Below are 22546 nucleotides of genomic sequence, written 5' to 3'. Positions count from 1 at the left end.
TATAAACAAAGCAATAATTTGGAGTATATTTAGCAAACTCATTAAAAGAGCTGAAAAATCAATGTTTTTCTTTGCAAAAAAAGCAAAATACTAGAGGTAATATTTGTTATTTCACCGTATACTTAAACATAAAGATAATCAAAACAAACATATAATATAACAATAAAGTTATCATTTTCCGAATCACTCTATTATTATATTACCAAAAACCAAAGATAATAGCCAGTAAAATGAATACTGGAAAACAAAATTAACAAGTTCCTGCGAAATGGAACTCATTTTGAAAGGCGGAATAAAAATTATGATTAACATTGGTATTATTGGCATAGGTCGAATTGGCCGCGTTCATGGCGAAAGTATTTCCAATCATGTAAAAAATGCTCAAGTAAAGGCGGTAGCAGACCCATTCCTGAATGAAAATTCAATAGCTTGGGCAAACTCCCTTGGCATTAAAGAAACCTATACGAATTATAAAAAAATACTGGCCGATCCAACCATTGATGCTGTATTAATCTGTGCATCAACCGATCAGCATTCGCCACTTTCTATCGAAGCACTTCAAGCTGGCAAACACGTTTTTTGTGAAAAACCAATCGATCACAGTATTGAAAAAATCAAAGAAGTTCTTAAAGTGGTTGAAACCTCCGGTAAAAAATATCAAGTAGGCTTCAATCGTCGTTTTGATCATAACTTTAAAGCAATTCAGGAAGCTGTAGCCGCCGGTCAAATCGGCAAGCAACAAATTATAAAAATCACCTCACGTGACCCTGAACCACCTTCTATTGATTATGTGAAAATTTCCGGTGGTATGTTCCTCGATATGACCATTCATGATTTTGACATGGTCCGCTACTTATCCGGCTCGGAAGTAGAAGAAGTTTATGCTGCCGGCTCAGTTACGGTAGATCCTGCTATCGGTCAAGCTGGTGATGTTGATACTGCCATCATAACATTAAAACTTGCCAACGGTGCAACAGCTGTCATTGATAACTGTCGTCAAGCTTGTTATGGTTATGACCAGCGTGCCGAAGTATTCGGAACAAACGGGGCAATTTCCATTAAAAATGATTCCAGTTCCAATGCAGTATTCAGCGGCAAAAATGGTGTAGTAGCTGAAAAACCACTCTTTTTCTTTCTGGAACGTTACATGAATGCCTATGCTGATGAAATTGCATCCTTTGTTAATGCAATTATCAAAGATACGCCAACTCTGGTAACGGCCCAAGATGGACTAGAACCCGTACTCATTGGTTTAGCAGCACAAAAATCCGCAGCGGAAAATCGTCCCATTTCACTTAAAGAAATCCGCGCTGCTTATGGTTTATAAAAATAAAATAACCACATCTTTATAAAGTAAAAACCGCTGAAACTATCTCAGCGGTTTTTACTTATTTCTTGAAGCGAATTGAACGAGATCACCAATACGTATTGATTGTAACTTCAGACTTCATCGTCTGATTCCTCGCTTATCCTCATTAAATAATTTTTGATAACATGACTGTCATGCTAATTGCAACCAGAGATGCAATACAAGTCGCTAATGTATAAGATTTTAATGCATCAGCAACCGTTAGCCCAAAATATTCTTTAACAATCCAAAATCCAGAATCTGTTACATGCGAAAAACAGATTGCGCCCGAGCCTACAGCTAAGGCAACAAAAGCCGGATCAAGGTTTGGATATTGCACAAGCATTGGCATGACAATACCAGCTGACGTCATCATTGCAACCGTAGCCGAACCAACAGAAAAACGCATAACTGCGGCCACGATCCAAGCTAGAATCAAAGGACTTAGGTCTAGACCCGTAAGAACTTTCCCCAGTGCCACCCCCAGGCCGCTATCAATCAATACGCGGTTAAATGCACCACCGGCACCAATAACGAGCAGTATACCCGCAACCGGAGCAAAGGATTGGTCCGTAAATTTTAAAAGTTCCGGCATTTTAAAGCCACGTGCCAGCCCTAAAGACCAGTAGGCAAAAAAAGCTGAAATCATTAAGGCTGTAATCGGATTACCAATAAAGTTCACAATTGGAGCAAATTCTGATGTTTTTAATGAACTTAAATCAAAAATCGTTTTTGAAACCATAATAAGCATTGGTAATAAAATCGTAAATAAAGTAATGCCAAAAGCAGGCAGATCTTTATCCGCTATTTCTTTTATTGGTGTCGTTAAGGATGGAAGATCTACTTTAATACCATTTTTAATGAATTTCGTCCAAATTGGTCCGGCAATTGTAGCGGATACAACACAGACCAAAAGCCCCAGCATAATCACTTTACCAATATCAGCATTGAGTGTCGCAGCAATGGCCATAGCAGCCGGATGCGGCGGCAGCATGCAATGAACAATCTGCAGAGATACGCCCATTGGAATACCGATTGCTACAATTGACATCCCTGTAGCCCTAGCTACACTAATAACCAATGGTATCAATAATACAAATCCTACTTGAAAAAACACAGGAATCCCTGTAATCAGACCAACGACCATCATAGCCCAATTTGCCCGCTGCTTCCCGAGCTTATCAATCAACGTCCGTGCCAAACGTTCAGCCCCGCCTGAAGTTTCCAGCATTTTACCTAAAATACTGCCAAGCCCCAGAACCGTCGCCAAAAAGCCAAGCGTACTGCCCATTCCCGCTTCAATGGATGCACAAATCTTAACCAAAGGCATCCCTGTCATAAACCCTACATACATACAAGCAACAATCAAACTAACAAATGCATGCAAATGCATTTTCATTATCAAAAATACAACTAACAAGATTGCTGTAAACAAAGTAATAACTAAAAATGTGGTTTCCATCACAAAGTCCTCCTATATCGCCGAACGCCTACGCATTTGTAAAAACATAATTTTAACATATGGTGCATTGTCGATCTCATTTATTTAAACAAATTGATATACTCTGCTACGGTTTGAGACATGGCGCCTTCAACGGCTTTTGCCAATATCTCGAAACGAGTATTTTTATCGAGATGGTCTGCTAAAAATGATCGTGCCGTTTGAATTCCTTTTGTTGATACTTCCGTATTAATATTGATTTTCCGCACACCTAAGGAAATTGCCTTACGCAGAGAATCCAATGGAATACCAGAGCTGCCATGCAAAACAATCGGCACCTTGATAGTTCGCTTAATCTCTTCCAGTCTTAGAAAATCAAGGGTGGGAATACCTTTATAGATACCATGCGCATTACCAATTGCGATAGCTAATGCATCTACTCCAGATTGCTCCGTATATTCTTTAGCCGCTGCAACGGTTGTGTAACCCTCCGCCAAACATAAGCCATCCGGTGATGTTCCATCTTCATTATTCATATACCCTAATTCACCTTCAACACTCACACCCACCAAATGCGACAATTCCACAACTTGGCGACTTCTTCGTATATTTTCATTAAGGGGTAAAGCCGATCCATCATACATGATCGAGGTAAAGCCAGCACGAATTGCTTTCATTATCGTTGCTAATTCTTTGCTATGGTCTAAGTGCAAACAAAATGGCACATCTGATTTAATACAGTATATTTTGACAATTTCGGCAATAACTTCGATTGGTGCATGTGAAGTATACGATTCGCCAAACGATATAATAACAGGTTGTTTTGCAGCCAAGGCTGCCTGTACGACAGCCTGAATAGATTCTAAATTATAAACATTGAAGGAACCAATCGCCGATTGATTGACCTTGGCATACTCTAATATATCTTTTAAATTCAGTAACATAAAAACTCCTTCATTAAAATAAAATTAAAAGTTTAACGATCATTCAGCATGTCTACTACTTCACGCAGTGTTTCAACCGCTCCAACATTGCCGGGGAAAATAATATAAGACATATTAGGGAATTTACTTTCACTGCCGGTTTTCCAAACGGGAATACCTGGTTTCACCTGTCCTAAAACTTGCGCTTTTTTCACGCCAAGACCTTTTGTTCCAACATCACTAGATGTAATACCGCCTTTTGCTATTAAAAACCCAGGTTTGATTGACAAACGCTGAACGATACTGGTAATTGCTTCGGAAATCTTAACAGATACTTTGAGTGATTCTTCCTCCGAACCAACATCCAATCTTTTTCTGCCAGTAAAGACAACAACCGCTTGTCCGTTTTTAATATCGCTTTCGGCTTCATTAATAATGCGTTTTAATTCAAGTTCTAAATTTTCTGGCTGCAAAACTAATAAATGGTTAAATTCAATAAATTTAATATAATCACATTTTTGTAGTTCAGCTAACTGCTGGGTTGTTTTTTGTACATGTGAACCAACAATTACCAGACCACCATTTGTATTCCCCTTTTCAACCAATTCTTTTTTCGTTAAAAGCGGTTGATCTGTAACGCCACCAATGACTTTAGTAAATGCAGCAGCAGTTCTAAACATAAATGTTTTTCCCTGACTCATCGCTTGAATCAAAGCAATTGCAAACACTTTCACATCAACATAATCGACAGCATTAACAATAACTTTATTGAAATTTTCTACTTTTAAGAGTTGATTGGTAATTTCTTGAATTTTAAATTTTCTGATATCTGTAAGCGATATATACGTTGTATCCGCCGCTTTGTATGCTCCTTTTGTTTTCTCTTCTATATACTCACCTAGATTAGAAGCTGTATAAGCAAAAGTTTTATCCTTCGCAAATTCCGTTTCACCTGCTGGAACCAAATATTCATCTTCCTGTACATAATGAATATTATTGATTGTAAAACGTCCGCCTTCTTTAAAAAATGGCATGATAACTTCACCATCCGTCTGTACACCGGAATTTTTTGCAACTGTGCTTTCAAGTATCTGTGTTTCTAATGGATAATGTCCCCGCAGCGTAGAATCACTACGGCTGATAATCATAAATTCTTGCTGCGTTTTTTTAGCTTCGCTTGCTATACGATTCGCAATATCACGATGAACAAGTTCGGTTTCGGCTGTTGAAAAAGCGCGTGAATTCGTTAAGATAAAGAACATCGAATTTTTTTCGGCAAAACCGGCAGCAATACTTTCTGCAGACCAATCTGTATAGACCGAAATATCATGTACCGTTTGAACCCCTGTTGGATCATCATCTAAAACCACAATTTTTTTACCAAATGCTTTTAATACATCTTTTAATGTGTCATCGACCATTGTTTCGTCGATTACTGGAATATCTTTAAATAATTCACTTTTGAGTATTTTTGCCATGATAAAGCTCCTCTGTCTTTCATTTAATTTTCAGCCTAAGACTAGTGAAACGATTCTGCCAGCTCAGGCTGAAATAATTTATAAGCTATATATAAATTGCAGCTTATTAGGCTGCTAGGAAAGAGGTATAGGGCATCGTTTGCTTCCTCCGTAACGCCACTCAACCCTACACCCCTTTCCTGACGATTGCCATACAAAATATTTAATGCAACTTATCTAGAATTGACTCACAATTTATTTTTGTGGAGTTTTTACTTCCACGCCAGAAATTTTTTCATAAAATTGAACAATACCACTATGGTCATCCATAATATGTCCATCGGATTTTAGGCTCAGCATAATTTGCTGTAACTGGCTTGTAAGAATCAACGGTACTTCAAGACTTTTGGCGGTATCCATAACATTGGTAATATCTTTTAAATTGATTGCAAGCGTTCCGCCTGGTTTAAAATTACGATTGAACATCATCGGTGCTTTTGCATCGAGTACGGTACTGCCCGCAAGTCCGCCGCGAACTGCTTCATATACTTTCTTCGGATCTGCGCCGGCTTTTTGGGCTAAAATCAAAGCTTCGGAAACCGCGGCAATATTAAGATTTACCATGATCTGATTTGCAAGTTTTGCTACCGAACCACTACCATTTGGTCCAACTACTGTAATTGAAGTTCCCATTGCATCATAAACATCTCTGATTTGTTCCACAACAGCTTCATCACCACCAACCATAAATGCCAACGTTGCATGAATGGCACCGGGCTCCCCACCACTTACTGGAGAATCAAGGAAAGGACATTGTTTGCTCTTTGCCAGTTCCGCAAAATATTTTGAATCCACAGGTGAAACCGAACTCATATCGACAATGACAGTGCCTGGTTTTACACCAGCTAAAATTCCATCAGGACCTTCTAGTAAAATGCCAACAATCTTAGCATTTGGAACCATTGTGATAATAACATCATTTCCGCCTGCTAATTCTTTCGGCGAAACTGCACCTTTTGCCCCAGCTTCTTTTAATGCATCAACCGCTGCCGGATTAATATCATATACCGTTGTTTCAATTCCTGCTTTTAATAAATTCAATACCATTGGTTTTCCCATAATTCCTAATCCAACAAAACCTACTTTTGACATAAAAAGACCTCCTTGATATTTTCTATTTATAAATGATAGGCTGTACACTACTTTTTTATATGAACCTGTATGTAGCATACTACTAGATATAAAAACAAAACATTGCTATGAAAGGCTATATTTTCATTTTCTTGAAATTAGTCTAACTGGCAATGTTTCATAATTTCTTCCGTTATTTTCATATGTTTTTCAAATGATTGATACGCTGCGTCAACATTACCGCTCTGTATCTTTGTCAGTAAATCCCGATGTTCAATTAAAGCGGCATTGGTTCTATTATATGCTTTAAGTGAACTGACCGTTGCTTTTTCCAGTCGGGATCTGAGCATATCGATCGTCTTAACAAAATATTCATTATCTGTAAAGGCTATAATAAGTCCATGGAACTGTACATCGGCTTTCATAAAATCATAAATTCCTAAGTCTTGCACTTCAACGGCTCGTTCTTGATCAAGACACGACTGCATTTTTTTTAAAGTTTCGCGCGCAACATCCGTTTCTACACGCTGCGTTAAATAACGTACACTATAGCCTTCAATGGCTACACGTGTTTGGATGATTTTCTGCGCGTCAAGAAAAGACAACGGTTTTACCATAATACCGCGATTATTATAAACTTCAAGCATATTTTCATTTTTAAGCTGTAAAACAGCTTCCCGCACAGGAGTCCTTGAAACTTGCAGTTGATCAGCAAACATCTGTTCAGAGTAAATTTCACCGGTACTCAGTTCACCATTTACAATGGCTTTTTTTAAATATTCATAAACCTGATCTTTAAAAGAAATTCTCTGTAAAATAGTATCACCGCCTTTCTGCAATAAAAGAGTAACTACGCATTATGTATTGTTTTATATTCTTTCGTTTTGATTGCCTGTATGTAGCATACTATTAGTTATTGTTAAAGTCAATATATTTTATTAAGATATTACAATTTATTTTTTTATCATACGTCAAAAACATCGAGTCCCACAACTTTGTCTGTGAACTCGATATTTATCCCTAGATTAAATACTTTTTTTCAACCAACATCGTGCTAGATATTCTTGTACTTTATTACTGTGCATCGTTAGATATACACCAGCAAAAATTCCTATAGCACCAACAATATCAGCCCGTCCGATTATTTCATTAAAAAATATGGTTCCCCCTATTACACCAACAACTGGTGTAATATTTTGGAAAATTGCTGTCAAGCTCGGACCAGCATCTTTTACGCCCATGTTCCAAAATAACATTGCTAAGACACCACCACAAATTACCGTATACATAAATGCCGCAACTGCTGGTACGAATAATGGCAAAAAATGTACCTCCTCAACGATTAAACCATAAAGAGCTGTAAACGTTGCTCCAAAAAAGCCCGCCCAGGCAGTTGCAGCAAGTGCCGATATTTGATGCATAACTTTAAGACCGATTATCGAATAAAGGGTCCAACTAAGCTGACAGATAAAAAATAAAATATCGCCCCGATTAAACTCACTATGTAATATAAATGTTAGGGAACCATGGCTTATTATACATAATACTCCCGCAAAAGAAATTCCAATTCCCATCCATTGTATGCCATTAAGACGTTCTTTAATACAGATAGCTGATAAAAAAGCTGTAATAGCCGGTGAGGTAGCGGAAATAAGCGTGCAATTAATAATAGTAGAATACTGCAGCCCCGTAAACTGGGCAATATTGTTTATCGCAATCCCCATAATCCCCATGAGAATCAAAGGGAAAAGACATTTTTGCGGTGGGAACAAACCTTTATCCTTCCGCAGGTATAAAATAAAGAAAAGTATCCCACTGATTACAAAGTAGCGGGCGCAGGTGATTGTCACTGGTGTCCACTTTGTAACAAGCAGTTTGATACAAAGTGGCTGAATTCCCCAAAAAGCTGTCGCAATTACCAACAAAAAATAGGTCTTGTTTTTATTTTCCATATGAATTCCTTCTTAATGATCTTATCCCTATCCCTCGATATCACTCAGACCAGTCCAGTTAATGTATAAATTGCTAAGCAGATAAATACTACCGCGGTCTTTAGCCCTGTTAAAATTATAACATCATAATAAGATTCTTTGTGCGTAAGCCCACAAACTGCCATAAGGGTCACCAATGCCCCAGCTTGAGGTACTGTATCTATACACTCCGAAGCCATACAGATTATACGGTGTAAAACTTCTGGTGACATGCCAATTTGCTGTGCCCAATCAAGCCATTGCTGTCCCAGCATTCCAAGAGCAATCGTCATCCCACCTGAAGAAGATCCTGTCACTGCCGTCATAATATTGGTCGTAAAAATCACTGACAAAAGCGGTCCGCCGCCAAAAGTTATACCTAACAGCATTTCTCGAATGACCTGAAATGCCGGTAAGGCCGCAATAACACAACCAAAAGCATACCCAGAAGCAACATTTAAAATTGCACTGGTTGACCCAATCGCACCACTATTAATGGGATGTACCACACCACCTTTTCCTTGTAAGCGTTTTTTGCCAATCACAGCAGCTGCTATACTGCTGATTACAAGTGCTGCATTAATCGACCAGATTGCCTGTACTTTATCAACACTGGATGCCAATAAAGACAAATTTAATGGTAAAAAGGAATCCAAACTGCTGCTATCCCAATGATAGGCCCACGCCCAATGGAATGGATTACTTATCAATAAATTTAAAACAATAACTAACAGAAGCGGCAATGCTGACAATCGCCAATCTGGTAAAGCTTCTTTTGCTACCTCTGGCTCATTTAATACATGTTTACCATAGCCTTCACCACGGGCTTTTAATTTTATATGGCGATGACGAATCCAGCCCCAGGCAATCAAAAAATAAAGAACTGCACCAATAAGCCCCAACCCTATACCGGCCCAAGTCGTCGTTCCAAAAAAAGAAGTTGGAATAATATTTTGAATTTGCGGTGTTCCCGGGATGGCTACCATGCTATATGTAAAAATCCCCATCCAAAGCAATGCCGGCAACAAACGTTTCGGAATATCTGCTTCTTTAAATAAAATTGCTGAAAACGGATACATTACAAAAGCAACAACAAATACACTTAATCCACCGTATGTTAGAACACCACACCCCAAAAGTATAGCCAGAATCGCTTTTTCTTTTCCCAATGTGGATACAATTTTTTCGGCTACAGCTGCGGCCAACCCACCTTCTTCCATGATTTTAGCAAAAACTGCTCCCAATAAAAAAACCGGATAATACGTTTTAATATATTCTGCGGCCTTAGTCATATAAATCTCACTATAAATCGGCATAGCTGCATGCCCGCTGCCGATCGCAGCTACAATAGCAAACAATGGGGCAATAAAAATAATAGAATAACCTCGATACGCAAAAAACATAAGCAACAGTAAACTGATTACAATCATTGTAAGTCCCACGAAAATCACCCCATCTATAAAAAATGAGCTGCTGCGAAATAAATATGGCCAATAAGCCAACCTCAATTTTAGAAATTCATCTAAAATAGGTATATTTATTTTCACAGCACCCCTACCAGCCTAACCTATAAATTTAACATAAAAAATTGTATTGCTGAATATTACAATTTTGCCTGTTCTCTGATATATTTTCTTGCTATTTGTGCATATTCCAGAGGATTTGCCTTAGCTGGATCTTGTTCTGCTTCGACAATATACCAACCCTGATACTGACTTTTATTAACAAGGTCAAATACTGGCGCAAAATCAACATCTCCATCGCCAGGAACCGTAAACATACCAGCTCGAACGCCATCAAGGAAACTCATATTTTTTTCCTTAACCTGTTTAACTATATTCTTACGAATATCCTTTAAATGGATATGCTGGATACGCGGTAAGTATTTTTGGAGAATGCCCAGATAATCTTCACCTGAACAGACTAAATGCCCCGTATCAAATAAAAGATATACCAATGCTGGATCTGTCATTTCCATCAGTTTATCAATTTCACTTTCAGTTTGGACACCAGTCCCCATATGATGATGATACACGACTTTCATGCCCTTTTCTTTTGCCAGTTCACCTAGTTTATTAAGTCCTTGGACAAGTTTGTCCCATTCCATATCTGTAAAATATGGTTTCCCCGCAAATACGGGTGTATTGAGCATTCCCTGAACACTATGCCCTTGTTCAGCAACAACAATAACCTTTGCGCCCATGGCAAAGAGAAAATCCCGATGTTCAATAAAAGCCGTTACTGTTTCTTGTAATGGTTTCGTTGTTAAAAATGAACTAAACCAAGCGCTGGCAATTGACATATTGCGAAGTTTTAGTGCTTTTTGTAAAACCTCTGTATCTCGTGGATATTTACCACCAACTTCGCACCCTGTAAAGCCAGCCAGGGCCATTTCGCTGACACATTGTTCAAATGTATTTTCTTTTCCAAGATCGGGCATATCATCGTTTGTCCAAGCAATCGGTGCAATACCCAATGTTATATCTGCCATTTCATTTTCCTCCAATTCATTCTACTAATCTGTATATTTATAATTTTTTTATCATTTGATCATCCTATTCCCCGAAAAATTTCGCTTAGCTTAATTGTAATTTAATTTTAACAGCAGTCTATCATTAATTAGATAACCTGCTGTTAAACAACACAGAGAAACTCAATCAGACATTGACAAGTTAAAAAAATAACTCTAGTATTAGGATGTAACACTTAGGACGTTATTCGCAATTTATGCGAGGCCTGCTTTGCAGTGCTGGTTCTCAGGTCTTAGCGGGACTGAACCATAGCGTTCTTTTTTATATGTAATTATCATCCTGCACCTCTTATCATTCTGCAGAAGTACTCGCTTTAGTCAGTGTTTCTGCTTTTTTTTTGCCATGATTTCTAAAATCTTGTTCGATCTGTTCTAAGGAGCGGCCTCTCGTTTCTGGAACAAATTTATACGCAAATAGTAACCCAAAAAGACCAATTCCTACAAACGCAAAAAATGTATGCGATAGTCCAAATGCATCCATTAATACAGGAAAACTTAAACCAACGAAGAAATTTGTGATCCATAAACATAAAACCGTTAATCCCATCCCCATACCACGGAGCCTCATAGGAAAAAGTTCGGAAAGCATCAACCAGGTAATTGGTGACAAAAAACCTTGTTGAAAAAATAAGAAAGTTACAGTCAATGAAAGTACAACATATGGCAATATGGTAGTTCCTTCTAATACATTGGAAAATGTTCCAATTAAAAACAGTGCACAAATCGTACCAATCTGACCTGTCATTAAGAGTGGTCGGCGCCCATGACGGCCCATCATCCAAATGCCAAAAAATGTAGCCGACACCGCAATTACACCATTCGCAATGTTACCAATCAGTGCTGCTTCTGTACTAAATCCCGCTTTTTGCAAAATCTGCGTTCCGTAATACATAATTGAATTTACGCCCGATATCTGCTGGCAAATTGCAATCCCCATAGCGATAAAGACAATTCGCCTCACCCAAGGCGTTGTAAGATCTTTTAGTGTTGCTTTTTCAATACTTGTTTCTTGTGCCAGATTATCCTGAATTTCATTTAACTCAGCAATCGCGCGACCTTCATCTCTGGCCTGTTTCAAAACTTTAAGAGCTTCACCAATTTTACCATTCATCACAAGCCATCTTGGGCTTTCTGGCATCGCCAGCATTCCAAACCAGAGCACAACCGCTGGAAGCGAGGCAATTACTAACATGTAACGCCAAACATGTGCGCTTTCACCAAAACTTACACCAATGATTGCATTAAAAACAAAAGCACATAACTGACCAGTTACAATCATCAGTTCATTTTGTGTAACCATTCGTCCACGATTTTCCGCTGGTGACATTTCAGCTAAATATGCTGGCACCGTTACAGATGCACCCCCAACTGCTAACCCCAGCAAAAATCTAAAGCATACCATAACTTCAACGGTTGGTGATAATGTGCAGCCAATTGTTGCAAAAAAGAAAATAACGGCAAGCATTAAAAGCATTTTTCTGCGACCCTTTGCATCGGAAATGCGTCCACCCAAAAATGAACCAATTGCCGCTCCAAATAGAAGCCCACTCGCGACAAGTCCTTCTGTAAATGGTGTAAGATTTAATTGATCGGGAAGTGCCATGTACGGCAATGCACCATTGACCACACCCGTATCATACCCAAAAAGCAAACCTCCAAATGTAGATATAATTGTGACTGTTCTTAAAAATTGCTTAGGTGTTTTCTGTTGTCCCATACTATTTCCCCCTCATCATTTAGTCTTTAATAGACTTTATAAAATAGTAATTTGCGAGAATATCCTGAAGCAGTATTATATTTTAAGAAATTAAAAGATTAAGAAATTTTCATTACGGTTCTTACAAATTCATAACTCAAAATTAAAACTATTCAGTCTATTCTACTGGATAATCCTGGGTCACCTATCTAAAGATAAAACGAAACCCGCAATGCCATTTTTATAATATATGTCAGTAATAAATATTTTATGCGGATTTCGTATATCAAAAGAACCTTTTAGTATTTCCTAGCTTCAGCCAAATGAGGTAAAATTACATTTTCATAAACATCGTGTACTTTTTGACTTTTTGAAACTTCCGCAACGCCGACACGCCACCAAGATCCATATTTATGCACCATGGTTTTCGGTAATACTTTAATATCAATTAAAGTAGATACAGTTTGCTTTTTCGAGTCAATAAGTGCAGTTTTCAGTTCTTCTACCGTTTTAACAGTATATGTCTTGCAGCCATAAGATGCTGCATTCATCGCAAAATCAATCGGCACAAACCCGCCATCAAGCTTACCTGTTGCTTGATTTCTAAATCTAAATTCTGTACCAAAGCTGCCTTGTCCATGTTCAATCTGTAAATTATTGATACAGCCAAACGTCATATTATCAAATAATATAACATTGATTTTTTTGCGTTCTTGAATAGAGGTTGGTAATTCTGAATGAAGCATCATATATGAACCATCGCCTAGAAAAGAATACACTTCTTTATCTGGTTCAGCCAGCTTTACACCAAGTGCCGCATTAACTTCATAACCCATACAGGAAAATCCATATTCCACATGATATGTATTGGATCCTTTTACGCGCCACGCCCTCTGCAAATCTCCCGGCAGACTGCCTGAAGAACCTACAATAATATCTGTATCATTCAAACATTCATTTAATACACCTAAAGCACGCGATTGTGTGAGACAAGACCCCGTAATTGCTTGATATTCAGCAAACACTTTTTCGCGATCTAAGCTGTCATCAATTTCAGGAATGAAGCCTACACCTGTGTATTCTACGTTATAAACACGATCTATCTCAGTATCATATTTCCTTTTTGCTATCTTTATTTCATCTGTATACGCTGTTTTCCAATCTGTTGTACTAAGAATTTCCTCAATTGCCGCCAAACCCGCTTTTGCATCGGCTATAATCTGTACTCCATCCATTTTAGCAGCATGGAATTCAGATACATTGATATTAAGGAATTCCACATCTGGATTTTGAAACAACCATTTCGAAGATGTTGTAAAATCCGTATAACGTGTGCCTACACCAATAACTAAATCTGCTTCTTTAGCAATCATATTTGCAGCCAAACCACCTGTTTCACCAATGCCGCCAAGATTTAATGGATGATTCCACACAATTGCACCACGACCAGCTTGTGTTTCAGCGATGGGAATATTATAGGTTTCGGCAAATTCTTTGTACATTTCAACAGCTTCTGAATATTTTACCCCTCCGCCGAAAATAATAATCGGCTTTTTCTTGCGCGTAATAATATCCACCGCATCAGCAACCATTGCTTTTGTCGCCGGACGACGGTCAATACGATGAACACGCTTTTGGAAGAAATATTCCGGATAATCATAGGCTTCACCTTCTACATCCTGCGGCAGCGCAATTGTAACCGCCCCCGTATCGGCTGGGTCCGTAAGCACACGCATTGCATTGATACAAGCCGACATGAGAATTTCCGGGCGAGTAATTCTGTCCCAATACTTGCTGACAGCCTTAAACGCGTCATTTGTGCTAATAGACAAATTACTCGGTTGCTCCATCTGCTGCAATACTGGATCCGGTTGACGCGTCGCATAGACATCGCCTGGTAAAAATAGCACTGGAATACAATTGGCAGTTGCTGTTGCTGCTGCTGTCACCATATTGGCCGCACCAGGTCCAACCGATGAAGTACAAGCATAAATCTGTTTACGCATTTTTTGCTTGGCAAACCCCATCGCCGCATGAGCCATGCCTTGTTCATTGCGTCCCTGATGTACAACCAGTTCTCCTGGATCTTCCTCCAATGCCTGTCCTAACCCAATTACATTACCATGCCCAAAAATAGTAAAAATACCTTTGAACATTCTATTTTGTTTACCATCAAATTCAATATACTGATTATTTAAAAATTTAACAAGAGCCTGCGCTACTGTGAGTTTAATCGTATTTGCCATTTCATTCCACCCTTTCGTGATCTGTCATACCTTAAAATTACAAAATTTTAACAACTTACTCCAATAACCATACATGATCCGGATCATCTGTTCTTGTTTTATTCCATGGATCTCCTGGTAAATGGCGAATCATCCAGCTATACCACATTGCATAACCAGGTGCCGTAACCTGAGGATGACTATCTCCCCCCGGAATCGCCGACCAACTATTATGTGAAATTTTAAATGCTTCCTCACCGATAAAAGAACAACCAAATCCCTGCGGTTTATCAAATTTATATGTATATACTTCAGGCTGCGGATGCGTGTGCGGAATATAGCCGGACCAGCGTCCTGGGCGGTTGATAACTTCGCCGTTGACCATATTTGAATAGGGTGCATTGGTATAATCAAAAATTGTTCGAACGGTTCGTTCAGCCGTACCATTCCACATTCCTGCACCAAATTGATCGCACTGCACGTCTGCAGGACGATAAAATTTAGCTGGAAACAATTTTTCATTTTCTGTTTTTTGAATCAATATTTCTGCTGCTGATACTGCTTTTATTTGTACTTGTGTATTGACTGGTACATGCAAACAATATGGATTTTCATCAAACAAAGATCTGCGTTCCATAGTCTCAGTTTTTTCATCCCAAGTTATGCTGATCTGTCCAGTTAAAATAACAAAAGCTGTTTCTTTCGTTGTATCAATAAAGCTCAAAATTTCTTTTGGTTCCATTACCTGATAGCCAATATCCATTAACATTTTGCTATCACAAGTTGTCATTGCATTATAACCATGCTGAAGTTTGTCTAACCGCCCAAATTTCATATTTTTTCACTCCAATCTAATTTTGTAACGACTTGTTCCTCTTTATGTTTTTCAATAAAATCTCGAATCTGCTCTGCCGTCTGCATTGCATTCGAACAGCTATGACTGGCAACAACCATTGCGGCATGAGCTGTAGCATATTTCAATGCTTCGGGTAGTGACCAGCCTTCAAGTAATCCATACACAAAAGCAGAACCATACGCATCACCACCACCAAATGATTTCAGCAATTTAATATTATAGGAATCAATTTTATAGGCATTTTTATCTGCACTATAGGCAATTGAACCTTTTTTTCCGTGTTTGATGATAACAATTTGATTGCCATGCGCAATATATGTATCTGCCAATTCGTGATCAGCAATTTTACTGTCTTCCGAGATATTTTCCATTAAATTAAATTCTTCTCGGGACCCAATAATAATATCACTCATCTTCCCCAGCAAAGAATAATAAATTGCCAGTTCTTCTTTTGATTTCCAAGTGTATTCTCGATAATCAATATCAAAAATCACTTTAACCCCATGTTTTTTTGCATATTGTACGGCTAAAAGACAGGCTTCACGAGATGGACTTGCTGCCAAAGCTGTGCCTGAAACCAGTAAAATCTTACTATCGGCAATATATTTTTCTGAGACATCCTGCGGTGAAATCTGCAGATCTGCCACACCATTTCGATACATCAATATTTGGCTATCCGTTGGACTCGATATTTCCGTGAATGTCAGCCCTAAATTTTCACCATGCTGCGCTCTGACCATTTGTGATATATCAATCTTGCGTTCCTTAAAATAATTAAGGATAAACGTGCCAAATTGATCATTGGATACGCAACCGATAAATCCAACATTTTTACCTAATTTATTAACACCAACGGCCATATTCCCCGGTGACCCGCCAAGATACATCGAAAACGTTTCAACTCTATCAAGCGTACGATTTAATTCATTCGGATTGAAGTCAATCGTTACGCGGCCAATTAAAACCAAATCCCTGCTTTTCGTCTGATCAAACTCTATCACTGCCATTTTTAATCTGCCTCCTTCAAGCTTTGTCTTTTAATCCAAAAATCAACATATGATGCTCAATGTTTTCACAAGCAGCCGCCACTGTTTCATGACTTAAATCAAAATAATTCGCTTCGGGTTTCGTTTTCAGTAAAAGTTTTACCCGTTTTGCAATATGATCATAGGATGCCGTAGCAATATTAATTTTTTTAATACCGTTTGCTAAACAATTTTTGAAATCAGCATCCGTAAGTCCAGTCCCACCATGCAGTACGAGCGGGCACTTGACGACTGCGGCAATTTCTTTCAATCTTTCAATGTTAAGCTTTGGCTGTTCTTTATAATTGCCATGTGCTGTCCCAATGGCAATGGCCAAAGCATCAACACCAGTCTCTTCCGCAAACTGAACCGCTTCCGCTACACTTGTCAAAAGTATATCCACACTTTTATAATCACCTTCGGCTCCGCCAACACGACCAATTTCACCTTCAACATCAGCACCATAGCGACTTGCCAATGCTTTTACAGCTTTTGTTTTTTCTATGTTTTCCTTGAGGGAATATTTCGAACCATCAAACATTACAGAAGTAAAACCAACATCCAGTGCTAATTGGATTGTTTCCAGTGTAAAGCCATGATCAAGATGCACCGCTGTTGGTACTTTTGCCTGTCTGGCTGCCGCCACCATCATCGGTCCCAGAATTTCCAGTGGTGAATATTTAAGCCGACCTTCCGCAATTTGCAAAATCAGTGGTGCATTTAGTTCTTCCGCTGCCTGCACCGCTCCCATTGCCATTTCCATATTCGAAACATTAAAGGAGCCAACTGCATAGGTATTGTCTGTTACATCATTTAAAAGTTCGCTTAATTTTACGAGTGGCATTTTTTGTCCTCCTTTAAAGTAATATATTCTTAAAATTAAAACAATTTTTTGTATATTTCAATAATTTGTTCTTTTGTTGGACTCCGAAACGTATTTTGTGGGCTGCCGCTGTCTAAGGCATCTTCTGCCATTTTATCAAGCTTTGACATAAAGTCTTCTTTCCGCACACCCAATTCCGTCATTGTTGGAATTTCTATTTCTTTACAAAAGCGGCTGACTTCTTTTACCATGGCCTTGGCCGCAGTTTTATCATCGGTTTTTTGATCAGCAACTTCCATGAGCCTGCCAATCTCCGCGAATCGTTTCGTATTGTCTTCAATCGCAAACTCGAGACAAGCTGGCAATAACACCGCATTTGATACACCATGTGCAATATGAAAAAGTGCTCCAATTGGCCGACTCATGCCGTGAACCAATGTGACGGAAGCATTATTAAAAGCAATTCCAGCTTCATTCGCACCTAATGACATCTGCAATCTTGAAGCTTCATTTTTCGCATCATGAAAGCAAATCGGTAGATTTTTATGAATTTTTTTAATTGCTGACAGCGCGAATATATCGGAAAGCGGCTGTGCTTTGCGAGAGGTATAGGCTTCTATCGCATGTGTTAAAGCATCAACCCCGGTTGCCGATGTTACTTTTGGTGGAGCAGTCATCGTAAAAACAGGATCAATAACGGCAAGAGCCGGCAAAATTGAAGGACCTGCTAAAAGCATTTTAACATTGTTTTTTGTATCGGCAATGATTGTAAATTTAGTCGCTTCTGAACCAGTTCCCGCCGTAGTTGGTATTGCAACAAGATAAGGAACTTTTTCATCAATTGTTTTATGGAGATATTCTCGGATATGCCCCGATGAATTCGCCATAAAGCCAATGGCTTTTGCCGTATCAATGGGACTGCCTCCGCCTAAGGCAATCAAAAAATCACATTGCTCTTTTTTATAAAGTGCAACACCATCTGCAACAATGGTATCGGTTGGTTCACTATTCGCTCCATCATAAATAACATAATCAATATGTTCCCTATCTAAAACTGCTGTAACTTTTGCAGCATTGCCAAATTGAACCATAAATTTATCCGTAACAATCAGTGCTTTTGTGCCTTTTCCTGCAATATGTATACCAAGTTCATTTATAACATCTACACCGGATATTATTTTTGCTGGCACTAAAAATACATTCCCCACTATGAACACCCCTTATATAACTGAGTATATTTTATTATTATCTTGATAATCTTTTGATTATCTTATGGTTATAAGTTAATACATTTACTTCTTTTTGTCAATAGTTTTTCATGTTTTATTAATTTTTATTATTCCTCCATAACTATTAATAATTTCATATTAGATTTGAATTATTAATAATTATATATATGGCATGAAACATTTAGTCTGTCAGTCTGTCAGGAATGGGGTATACCTATACCCCATTCCTGACAGACTGACAGACTAAATGTAATTTCTTTAATGCGTTCTATATAGTTAAAATAAACATCCAAACCGATCTTTGTGAAAATAACTTGTATATTCAAGGAAAGACATTTATAATAAAACATAAGGAACATACTCAAAATATACTTATTTTTATGAACACATTGTGAGTATGTGTGAAGATCTACGAAAATCAAAAGAGAACAGGGGAAAATTTATGAAAATTAACCGCTTAAACAAGATTGAAGAAATCCTCGAAGATTCCGATAGTATTTCCATCAATAAACTTTGTGAAATTTTTGATGTATCCAAAAATACGATTCGCCGCGATATTGCTGAACTTGAAAAGCACGGTATTATAACAAAAGTATATGGTGGAATCATGCTGAAACATAGTACAGAATCCCCTGAGCCATTTGCTACCCGCGAAATAAAAAACCCATCTTTAAAGAAGCAAATTGCTCGCTTGGCAGCTGATCTTGTCTGTGACGGTGATGTTATCTATATTGATTCAGGGACAACTACAATGCATATGATCCCATATCTTGCCGAAAAGAAAAATCTAACAATTGTAACGGCCAGCGTCCATGTCATCAACCTGGCAGCAGCATACAGCCAACTCAATATCATCGCGACTGGCGGCTCTCTATACCTGCCATCTAATGCATTCGTTGGTCCTAGTGTTGTAAACTGTTTAAACAACTATAATATATCAAAAACATTTCTTGCTTCAACTGGGATCTCACTAGAAAACGGTGTAACGAATGCTTCTCCTCTCGAATGCGAAATCAAACGCTATCTTGCCCAGAAAAACAATATGAAAGTGTTACTCATTGATTCTTCAAAAATTAATGTTTCCTCACTAATGACCTACTGTGAAATCAGCGATCTCAATTACCTCATTGTCGATAAAGAACCACCTGTGGAGTATTTAACCTACCTCAGCAAACATAAAGTGAAGCTCCTTACAAATCAAACAAATTTCTCGCAAGAAGAAAATTTTTACAAACTATAAAAAAAGAAACCTTCGCCTGACAAATATTCTATACTTGTCATACGAAGGTTTCTTTTTAAAATTTATACATACTGCATTCGCCGATTTTTAAAATACACCATTTTCAAATTGCACCATTCACTTAATTCCTTTGCCGCCGTAAAATGACTGCCAATATCGACCATTTTATGTGCATCGGAACCAAGCGTTACATAACGTCCACCCAAATCATAGTATCGCTTATAAATAGGTGCCAGGGATTTAATGACAGAACGATCCCCTAAACGCCGCGTATTGAGCTCTATGACGGTATCATGTGTGATCAATGCTTGTAATACTTCATCAATCTGCTCGGCAAATTCATGATAATAAATTTCTGGTTCCGCATAAGGAGCATATCGTGCAATATAATCAATATGTCCCAAGGCATCAATAAAAGAATACTGCTTCACAGAATCTGCCATCGTCTTAAAATAAATCGAATACACTTCCTGTTTCAGTCGATTTCCGTAAAAAGCTGGATAATATATATCTCCGGTATGCTCCAATAAATGAATTGAGCCAATAACGTAATCAAATTGGTTTTCCTCTGCCAAAGCACGACTTTTTTCATAGCAGGATTCCTGCATACCAATTTCCACACCAAGCAATAAAGACTCACTCCTATAGCTGGCATATTCAGTAAAATAAGCTTGCGGATCAAAGATAAAACTTGGATCTGGATAATCAAAATCCATATGTTCTGTTACGATTAAACCAAGCTTCAGTTCACGGGCTCTGGTCAAAGCCTCTGTTATCTGCATTTCGGAATCGGCCGACACTTTCGTGTGAAGATGGGTATCAAATATCATGCGAACCAGCCTTCTTTCTATTGATCTCGATCTTATGCGTTTTCGGCTGCATAGGCTTCTTGCAAAGCTTTCGCTAATTGATCTGGACAAGATGTCGACCTTGGGCCACAAGTATTACCAGCAAATTTTGCAATAACAAAATCCATATCCATGCCTTCTACAATTTGTGATATACCACTTAAATTACCGGCGCAACCACCTTCAAATTCTACTTTTTTAATGGTTGTTCCTTCTAAATCAATGCTAATTTGACGGGAACATGTTCCCTTGGTTTTATATACATAAGTACTCATTACTAAACACTCCTAACAAATAGTATAGTTCTTATTATAACGAAATCAACAGATTTGTAAATAGTTCGCAGCGAAGCATCACATCAAAAAAACTGTATTCATCTCGAGAAAGATGAATACAGTTCAAAAACCTTATGCTTTTTTAATAATATCCACGCCCATATATTTACGCAATGCCTCAGGAACAATAACCGAGCCATCTGCTTGTTGATAATTTTCCAAAATAGCTGCCACGGTTCGTCCTACAGCTAAACCGGAACCATTTAAAGTATGAACAAACTCCGGTTTTGATTTTGCATCCCGACGGAATTTAATATCAGCACGACGTGCCTGATATGATTCCGTATTTGAACAGGATGAAATTTCGCGATACATATCAGCACTTGGCAGCCACACTTCAATATCATACGTTTTTGCCGCCGTGAAGCCCATATCTCCCGTGCAAAGCAGTACCACATGATAAGGCAGTCCCAATATTTGCAAAACATGTTCGGCATCATTCGTTAATTTTTCCAATTCATCATAAGATGTTTCAGGTTTTACGAACTTGATCAATTCAACTTTATTGAATTGATGCTGACGAATCAGGCCGCGTGTATCACGCCCCGCGGATCCTGCTTCAGCACGAAAGCAAGCCGTATATGCACTATATTTTTCCGGCAATTGATCGCCGTCGAGGATTTCGCCACGATGATAATTGGTGGTTGGAACTTCAGCCGTTGGTACTAAATAATAATCAAGACCTTCTAACTTAAACATATCATCCGCAAATTTGGGCAGCTGTCCAGTCCCAATCATGCTTTCTTTGTTAGCAATAAAAGGTGCTAACATTTCCGTATAACCATGCTGATCGGTATGCAGATCCATCATAAAATTAATGAGAGAACGTTCCAAACGCGCTCCCAGTCCTTTATAAAAAGTAAACCTGGCTCCGGTCACTTTAGCGGCACGTTCAGCATCTAAAATTCCTAAATCCTCACCAATTTCCCAATGTGGCTTCGGTGTAAAATCAAATTGCTTTGGCTGACCCCATTTTCTAACTTCAGGATTATCATTTTCGTCTTTGCCTACCGGTACAGATTCATTTGGTATGTTGGGAATACTGAGCATGATATCTCGCAGTTCTGCTTCGACTTCTTTAAGACGGCTATCCAAGCCACTGATTTTTTCACCAACCTGACGCATTTCAAGAACAATTGCATCTGTATTTTCATTGTTTTTTTTCATCACGCTAACCTGTTTAGAAACGGAATTGCGCTGACTTTTCAGTATTTCAACTTCGCCTAAAATAGCCCGGCGTTCTTTTTCTAGTTCCATAAACCCAGCCAGAGTCATTGAACTACGACGGTTTTTTAAAGCCGCTTCTACTTTTTCCGGATTATCGCGGACAAATTTAATATCTAACATCTCTTCGACCTCCATATAATTAAAAACAAGGGAAACATCCTGTTATGTCTTATAATTTACAAATATATCTCTCTATTATAGTATATAGTTCAAATTTCTGTCAAACCAGATCCCCTTACTGG

Annotated in this window: 19 protein-coding genes; 2 read left to right on the top strand and 17 right to left on the bottom strand. The window is 38.3% G+C overall.

Features of this window, described 5'->3' with window-relative positions:
* Window positions 1-301 precede the first annotated feature (301 nt).
* Entirely contained in the window at window positions 302-1327 is a 1026-nt protein-coding gene (iolG, locus tag BMY14_RS00165) for an inositol 2-dehydrogenase (RefSeq protein WP_091828300.1), read from the top strand.
* Window positions 1328-1475: 148 nt separating this feature from the next.
* On the opposite strand, the gene BMY14_RS00160 is transcribed toward iolG, so the two are convergent.
* The 14 genes from BMY14_RS00160 to BMY14_RS00095 form a co-directional block, all read right to left on the bottom strand.
* Entirely contained in the window at window positions 1476-2810 is a 1335-nt protein-coding gene (locus BMY14_RS00160) for a GntT/GntP/DsdX family permease (RefSeq protein ID WP_091828299.1), read from the bottom strand.
* Window positions 2811-2890: 80 nt separating this feature from the next.
* The gene (locus BMY14_RS00155) at window positions 2891-3733 is read right to left on the bottom strand and encodes a class II fructose-bisphosphate aldolase (RefSeq protein ID WP_091828298.1); all 843 of its coding nucleotides are present in this window, start codon (window positions 3731-3733) and stop codon (window positions 2891-2893) included.
* Between the two features lie 32 nt (window positions 3734-3765).
* Window positions 3766-5190, bottom strand: coding sequence for a four-carbon acid sugar kinase family protein (locus BMY14_RS00150; protein ID WP_091828297.1), 1425 nt, complete (start codon window positions 5188-5190; stop codon window positions 3766-3768).
* Between the two features lie 234 nt (window positions 5191-5424).
* Window positions 5425-6321 (bottom strand): 2-hydroxy-3-oxopropionate reductase, encoded by an 897-nt coding sequence (gene garR / locus BMY14_RS00145; protein WP_091828296.1) that lies wholly within the window; start codon window positions 6319-6321, stop codon window positions 5425-5427.
* A gap of 137 nt (window positions 6322-6458) precedes the next feature.
* Complete coding sequence (locus BMY14_RS00140; protein ID WP_019554242.1) at window positions 6459-7139, bottom strand: GntR family transcriptional regulator; 681 nt, start codon at window positions 7137-7139, stop codon at window positions 6459-6461.
* Between the two features lie 186 nt (window positions 7140-7325).
* Complete coding sequence (locus BMY14_RS00135) at window positions 7326-8252, bottom strand: DMT family transporter (RefSeq protein WP_091828295.1); 927 nt, start codon at window positions 8250-8252, stop codon at window positions 7326-7328.
* Between the two features lie 44 nt (window positions 8253-8296).
* On the bottom strand, window positions 8297-9712 hold the full coding sequence (locus tag BMY14_RS00130; protein WP_026329382.1) for a GntP family permease: 1416 nt from the start codon (window positions 9710-9712) through the stop codon (window positions 8297-8299).
* A gap of 161 nt (window positions 9713-9873) precedes the next feature.
* A complete protein-coding gene (gene iolE, locus BMY14_RS00125) occupies window positions 9874-10761 on the bottom strand; it encodes a myo-inosose-2 dehydratase (protein WP_019554239.1) in 888 nt (295 codons plus the stop codon).
* A 331-nt stretch (window positions 10762-11092) separates the two neighbouring features.
* Window positions 11093-12517, bottom strand: coding sequence for a sugar porter family MFS transporter (locus tag BMY14_RS00120; protein ID WP_091828294.1), 1425 nt, complete (start codon window positions 12515-12517; stop codon window positions 11093-11095).
* A 278-nt stretch (window positions 12518-12795) separates the two neighbouring features.
* Entirely contained in the window at window positions 12796-14742 is a 1947-nt protein-coding gene (gene iolD / locus BMY14_RS00115) for a 3D-(3,5/4)-trihydroxycyclohexane-1,2-dione acylhydrolase (decyclizing) (RefSeq protein WP_019554237.1), read from the bottom strand.
* Between the two features lie 55 nt (window positions 14743-14797).
* The gene (locus tag BMY14_RS00110) at window positions 14798-15556 is read right to left on the bottom strand and encodes a 5-deoxy-glucuronate isomerase (protein ID WP_091828293.1); all 759 of its coding nucleotides are present in this window, start codon (window positions 15554-15556) and stop codon (window positions 14798-14800) included.
* The gene (gene iolC, locus BMY14_RS00105; RefSeq protein ID WP_091828292.1) at window positions 15553-16584 is read right to left on the bottom strand and encodes a 5-dehydro-2-deoxygluconokinase; all 1032 of its coding nucleotides are present in this window, start codon (window positions 16582-16584) and stop codon (window positions 15553-15555) included. The genes BMY14_RS00110 and iolC overlap by 4 nt, the downstream gene beginning before the upstream one ends.
* Before the next feature lie 16 nt (window positions 16585-16600).
* Window positions 16601-17446 carry a class II fructose-bisphosphate aldolase gene (locus BMY14_RS00100; RefSeq protein WP_019554234.1) on the bottom strand — a complete coding sequence of 282 codons (846 nt, stop codon included), beginning with the start codon at window positions 17444-17446 and terminating at the stop codon, window positions 16601-16603.
* A 35-nt stretch (window positions 17447-17481) separates the two neighbouring features.
* A complete protein-coding gene (locus tag BMY14_RS00095) occupies window positions 17482-18633 on the bottom strand; it encodes an iron-containing alcohol dehydrogenase (protein ID WP_091828291.1) in 1152 nt (383 codons plus the stop codon).
* Between the two features lie 463 nt (window positions 18634-19096).
* Between BMY14_RS00095 and BMY14_RS00090 the strand changes: the two genes are divergently transcribed.
* Window positions 19097-19894: a DeoR/GlpR family DNA-binding transcription regulator gene (locus tag BMY14_RS00090; RefSeq protein ID WP_019554232.1), complete on the top strand. Its 798-nt coding sequence runs from the start codon at window positions 19097-19099 to the stop codon at window positions 19892-19894.
* Between the two features lie 62 nt (window positions 19895-19956).
* On the opposite strand, the gene BMY14_RS00085 is transcribed toward BMY14_RS00090, so the two are convergent.
* From BMY14_RS00085 to serS, 3 genes are all read right to left on the bottom strand, one after another.
* On the bottom strand, window positions 19957-20724 hold the full coding sequence (locus tag BMY14_RS00085) for a histidinol phosphate phosphatase (protein WP_091828290.1): 768 nt from the start codon (window positions 20722-20724) through the stop codon (window positions 19957-19959).
* A gap of 32 nt (window positions 20725-20756) precedes the next feature.
* Complete coding sequence (locus BMY14_RS00080) at window positions 20757-21017, bottom strand: TIGR03905 family TSCPD domain-containing protein (RefSeq protein ID WP_019554230.1); 261 nt, start codon at window positions 21015-21017, stop codon at window positions 20757-20759.
* Window positions 21018-21149: 132 nt separating this feature from the next.
* Window positions 21150-22424, bottom strand: a complete 1275-nt coding sequence (serS, locus tag BMY14_RS00075) for a serine--tRNA ligase (RefSeq protein WP_091828289.1) — start codon at window positions 22422-22424, stop codon at window positions 21150-21152.
* Between the last annotated feature and the right edge of the window lie 122 nt (window positions 22425-22546).

Source organism: Propionispira arboris (genome assembly GCF_900109225.1).
Lineage (GTDB): Bacteria > Bacillota > Negativicutes > Selenomonadales > Selenomonadaceae > Propionispira > Propionispira arboris.
Note: the sequence above shows the minus strand (reverse complement) of the source record. Positions and strands in the feature narration are given on the sequence as shown.

Excerpts from the sequence above, each read along its gene's own strand:
- iolE (WP_019554239.1), bottom strand. The coding sequence starts at position 10,761 with ATGGCAGATATAACATTGGGTATTGCACCGATTGCTTGGACAAACGAT.
- garR (WP_091828296.1), bottom strand. The coding sequence starts at position 6,321 with ATGTCAAAAGTAGGTTTTGTTGGATTAGGAATTATGGGAAAACCAATG.
- BMY14_RS00150 (WP_091828297.1), bottom strand. The coding sequence starts at position 5,190 with ATGGCAAAAATACTCAAAAGTGAATTATTTAAAGATATTCCAGTAATC.
- BMY14_RS00120 (WP_091828294.1), bottom strand. The coding sequence starts at position 12,517 with ATGGGACAACAGAAAACACCTAAGCAATTTTTAAGAACAGTCACAATT.
- BMY14_RS00135 (WP_091828295.1), bottom strand. The coding sequence starts at position 8,252 with ATGGAAAATAAAAACAAGACCTATTTTTTGTTGGTAATTGCGACAGCT.
- BMY14_RS00090 (WP_019554232.1), top strand. The coding sequence starts at position 19,097 with ATGAAAATTAACCGCTTAAACAAGATTGAAGAAATCCTCGAAGATTCC.
- BMY14_RS00080 (WP_019554230.1), bottom strand. The coding sequence starts at position 21,017 with ATGAGTACTTATGTATATAAAACCAAGGGAACATGTTCCCGTCAAATT.
- BMY14_RS00160 (WP_091828299.1), bottom strand. The coding sequence starts at position 2,810 with ATGGAAACCACATTTTTAGTTATTACTTTGTTTACAGCAATCTTGTTA.
- BMY14_RS00085 (WP_091828290.1), bottom strand. The coding sequence starts at position 20,724 with ATGATATTTGATACCCATCTTCACACGAAAGTGTCGGCCGATTCCGAA.
- iolD (WP_019554237.1), bottom strand. The coding sequence starts at position 14,742 with ATGGCAAATACGATTAAACTCACAGTAGCGCAGGCTCTTGTTAAATTT.
- serS (WP_091828289.1), bottom strand. The coding sequence starts at position 22,424 with ATGTTAGATATTAAATTTGTCCGCGATAATCCGGAAAAAGTAGAAGCG.
- iolG (WP_091828300.1), top strand. The coding sequence starts at position 302 with ATGATTAACATTGGTATTATTGGCATAGGTCGAATTGGCCGCGTTCAT.
- BMY14_RS00110 (WP_091828293.1), bottom strand. The coding sequence starts at position 15,556 with ATGAAATTTGGGCGGTTAGACAAACTTCAGCATGGTTATAATGCAATG.
- BMY14_RS00155 (WP_091828298.1), bottom strand. The coding sequence starts at position 3,733 with ATGTTACTGAATTTAAAAGATATATTAGAGTATGCCAAGGTCAATCAA.
- BMY14_RS00100 (WP_019554234.1), bottom strand. The coding sequence starts at position 17,446 with ATGCCACTCGTAAAATTAAGCGAACTTTTAAATGATGTAACAGACAAT.
- iolC (WP_091828292.1), bottom strand. The coding sequence starts at position 16,584 with ATGGCAGTGATAGAGTTTGATCAGACGAAAAGCAGGGATTTGGTTTTA.